At 53.2% G+C, this 3,241-nt stretch carries 2 protein-coding genes and 1 other RNA gene; all 3 read right to left on the reverse strand.

All coding sequences use genetic code 11. The annotated features are described in order from the left end of the window. Positions 1–182 precede the first annotated feature (182 nt). Positions 183–2,360 (reverse strand): ferric-rhodotorulic acid/ferric-coprogen receptor FhuE, encoded by a 2,178-nt coding sequence (gene fhuE, locus J1785_RS02125; RefSeq protein ID WP_217218699.1) that lies wholly within the window; start codon positions 2,358–2,360, stop codon positions 183–185. Between the two features lie 436 nt (positions 2,361–2,796). Continuing rightward, positions 2,797–2,879, reverse strand: a non-coding RNA gene (locus J1785_RS02130) — RtT sRNA. 134 nt (positions 2,880–3,013) lie between these two features. After that, positions 3,014–3,241, reverse strand: a 228-nt coding sequence (locus J1785_RS02135) for a hypothetical protein (RefSeq protein WP_217218700.1), incomplete at its 5' end; no start/stop codon positions are given.

Below are 3,241 nucleotides of genomic sequence, written 5' to 3' on the forward strand. Positions count from 1 at the left end.
GGGAGTTCAGAGGGGAAAAGCCTTTCCCCTCTGGTCGGTTTCGGCGCAGCGCGTCATGTGACCGCAGCACTTGAGAAACCGAAATATTCTCGATCCAGCCATCACGGCGAGTGAGAAACCGAAATATACCCGTTCTGCCCTCACTGCAAGTGATAAGCCGCAATTGCTGCGGCCTCAGCAAATCAGAAACTATAGCTCGCCGTCACCGACACATTTCTCGGTTCCCCGTACACCACATACTGATTCACGCTGGTGTCATATTCTTTGTCAAACAGGTTATTCACGTTAGCCTGCACTGCCAGCTGTTTGGTGACCTGATAACGGCTGAACAGATTAACCAGCGCGTAGCTGCCTTGTTCCGCATAGCGCGTACCGTTGCCGCTTGGCCCCGGAACCGTATCCCAGACATGTGTCTGCCAGTTCACACCACCGCCGACGGTCAGATCCTGCAACATCGGCAGACGATAGCTGGAGAATAATTTCAGCTGGGTGCGCGGCAACTGAGGATTAACTGCATCGCTGTTTTCATCTTCTGCAATATAACGGGTGCCGCCGAACGTCATCTGCCAGTTATCAGTCAGGGCGCCGTTCACTTCAAATTCTACGCCGCGACTGACAGTGCCATTTTTACCTTCGTAAGCCGTATCGGTTGAGCCCGGGATTGTACGGCCGGTACTTTGCGCGACGTTGTCCAGCTCTGCACGGAACACGGAAACAGAGGCCGTCAGGCGGCTGTTGAACCAGTCGGCTTTCACCCCCGCTTCGTAATTCTTACCAATGACCGGTGACAGGTAGCCGCCGTTAATATCACGGTAAGTCTGTGGCTGGAATACTGACGTATAGCTGGCATATGTGGACCACGTATCGTTGATGTCAAACACCAGACCCGCGTACGGTGTGATGTTGTTCTTCTCGATCTGGTCGGTCAGGGTATGAGAATTCCAGTTAGTGTAACGCGCCCCAACGATCAGGTGCAGCGGGTCGGCCAGCGAGAGGCGCGTAGCCACGTAAGCTGATTTCTGACGAATAACATCTTCTTCTGCCAGAGCACGCGGGGCCCAGTCGGTTTCGGGGAACTGTCCGTTGAAATCGTTAAAATTGCCCAGTTCTTCGGTGGTGATATTGGCAAATGAACTGTAATAAGTGTTCTGCTGTTTACTGTAGCTCACACCGGTCATCAGTTCATGCTGACGGCCAAACAGTTCATACGGGCCGCTGGCGAAGGCATCCACACCATCGACTTTCCGTTTACCGGTGTTATAGCCGGTTCCTGCGACCACCGGATAACCGGCATAGGCGGATTCACCTGCCCCGGTTGTTTTATCGAATGTCCCGTCGATATACATCATTTTGCTGTCGATATGGGATTCAGTACGGGTGCCGTTCAGCGTGGCCTGCCAGCCATTATCGAATGACTGTTTCAGGGTGGTGAACAGCTTGGTGGTTTCTTTATCGCTGTAAGCCCAGTCCGGCGCTGAGTTAAACCCGCGACGATAATCGGTTTTGCTGCCGTCCAGATACCAGCGTGGCATGCCGCCCCAGGTCGGGCTGTCGGTGTTGGTTTGCTGGAATTCGTAGCCTGCGGAAAGCAGGGTGGAATCAGTCAGGTCAGCATCAACGGTGGCATAGACGAATTTTTTTGTTGCGCCATAGCGTTCAACGTAGCTGTTTTTGTCCTGATAACCGGTGATCAGACGGCCACGTATACTCCCGGATTCGTTCAGCGGAGTGGCTAAATCCGCCACGTAACGCTGTTTATTCCAGCTGCCGTAAGTAGCCGAAACATTACCGGTGAATTCTTTGCTGTCGGCGTGTTTACGCACCTGGTTGACGGAGGCCGACGGGTTGCCCGGGCCAGTCATCAGACCGGTTGCACCACGCACCACTTCTATACGGTCGTAAATTGCCGTGTCTGACTGTGAATCGCCCAGGTCCCAGCGCGGATCGAAAGTGGTCGGAATGTTATCGACCATGTAGTTGTCGATCAGAAAGCCACGGGCGTAATAAGTACGACGGTCAAGATCCGAAACGCTTTCCTGAATGCCGGTGGTATTTCTCAGCACGTCACCCAAAGACTGTAACTGCTGATCTTCCATGCGCTGCTTGCTGATGATGCTGACGGACTGGGGAATATCGCGCGCTGTCAGAGCCATTTTTGTGCCTGCGGTGGTGACCGGGACACTGTAATCGGTGGCGGCGGTATCAGCGGTGCTGTTGGCGTTACTCTGCCCGGTGACCACCACAGTATCGTCACCCGTTTTCTTAACGGTGGTGTCTGCGGCATACGCAGAATGCAATGACGACGAAATTAACAATGCGATCACTGAAAGTGAAAGTTTCTTTCCTGAATTATTATCCATATTTTGTCTATTGTTCCTGACAGCGCAATCCCCTGAAAAAACAGGCATAACTATTCTCCACACGGTTATTTTATTATTTTTAAGCCACGGCATTTTTGTATGAATACGGCTTTATCTGCATGAACAAACCCCGCCAGAATCCCCCGGACAAGGGCTGGACAAGATAAAATGGTCATGGTTAATAAAGCGAATGAGAATAATACGCATTGGGTTTATCGCTGTAAATAAATATTACAGACGGGGGCGTCCACACAGGCCTTTTAAGGTCAAGACCGTGGGCGTCGGCCCACACCGACTTGGGGGACGGCCTATCGCCGCCACCCCCCAAGACCCCCCGGGCTCTTTCACTGCGCGCTGTCGCGGGCACGACGGACGTGTTTCGTGGCTATAGTGAGTGGCGCAAATCCAGGTGCTTCGCACTGCCTTCTCTCGGTGTTACTCGGCCTGCGGCCTCGCCCTTCGGGCCGTCACTTCGTGACGTTGTCTCGCAGAGCTCGACCCGAGCCACAGGTCTCGAAGCCGCTCCGTTCAGCTGAATTTTGAGCACGCCAATCAACCTTTTTAAAAGATAAAAAACAGTATGCCGTTGAATTTAAGATCGTGGGGGCGATTCAGAAAGCTTGCTGAACGGAGCGGCCTGAAGACCTCAGGCTTCAGGACCGAGAGAAGGTACCGCGCAGCGGCAAGATTTCCAGCCTGTCGCGGAGATACCTGAAACATAGCCAGCGAGCGGAGCGCGTATTGAAAAAGCGAGGGGAGTTCAGAGGGGAAAAGCCTTTCCCCTCTGGTCGGTTTCGGCGCAGCGCGTCATGTGACCGCAGCACTTGAGAAACCGAAATATTCTCGATCCAGCCATCACGGCGAGTGAGAAACCGAAATAT

Source organism: Rahnella perminowiae (genome assembly GCF_019049755.1).
Lineage (GTDB): Bacteria > Pseudomonadota > Gammaproteobacteria > Enterobacterales > Enterobacteriaceae > Rahnella > Rahnella perminowiae.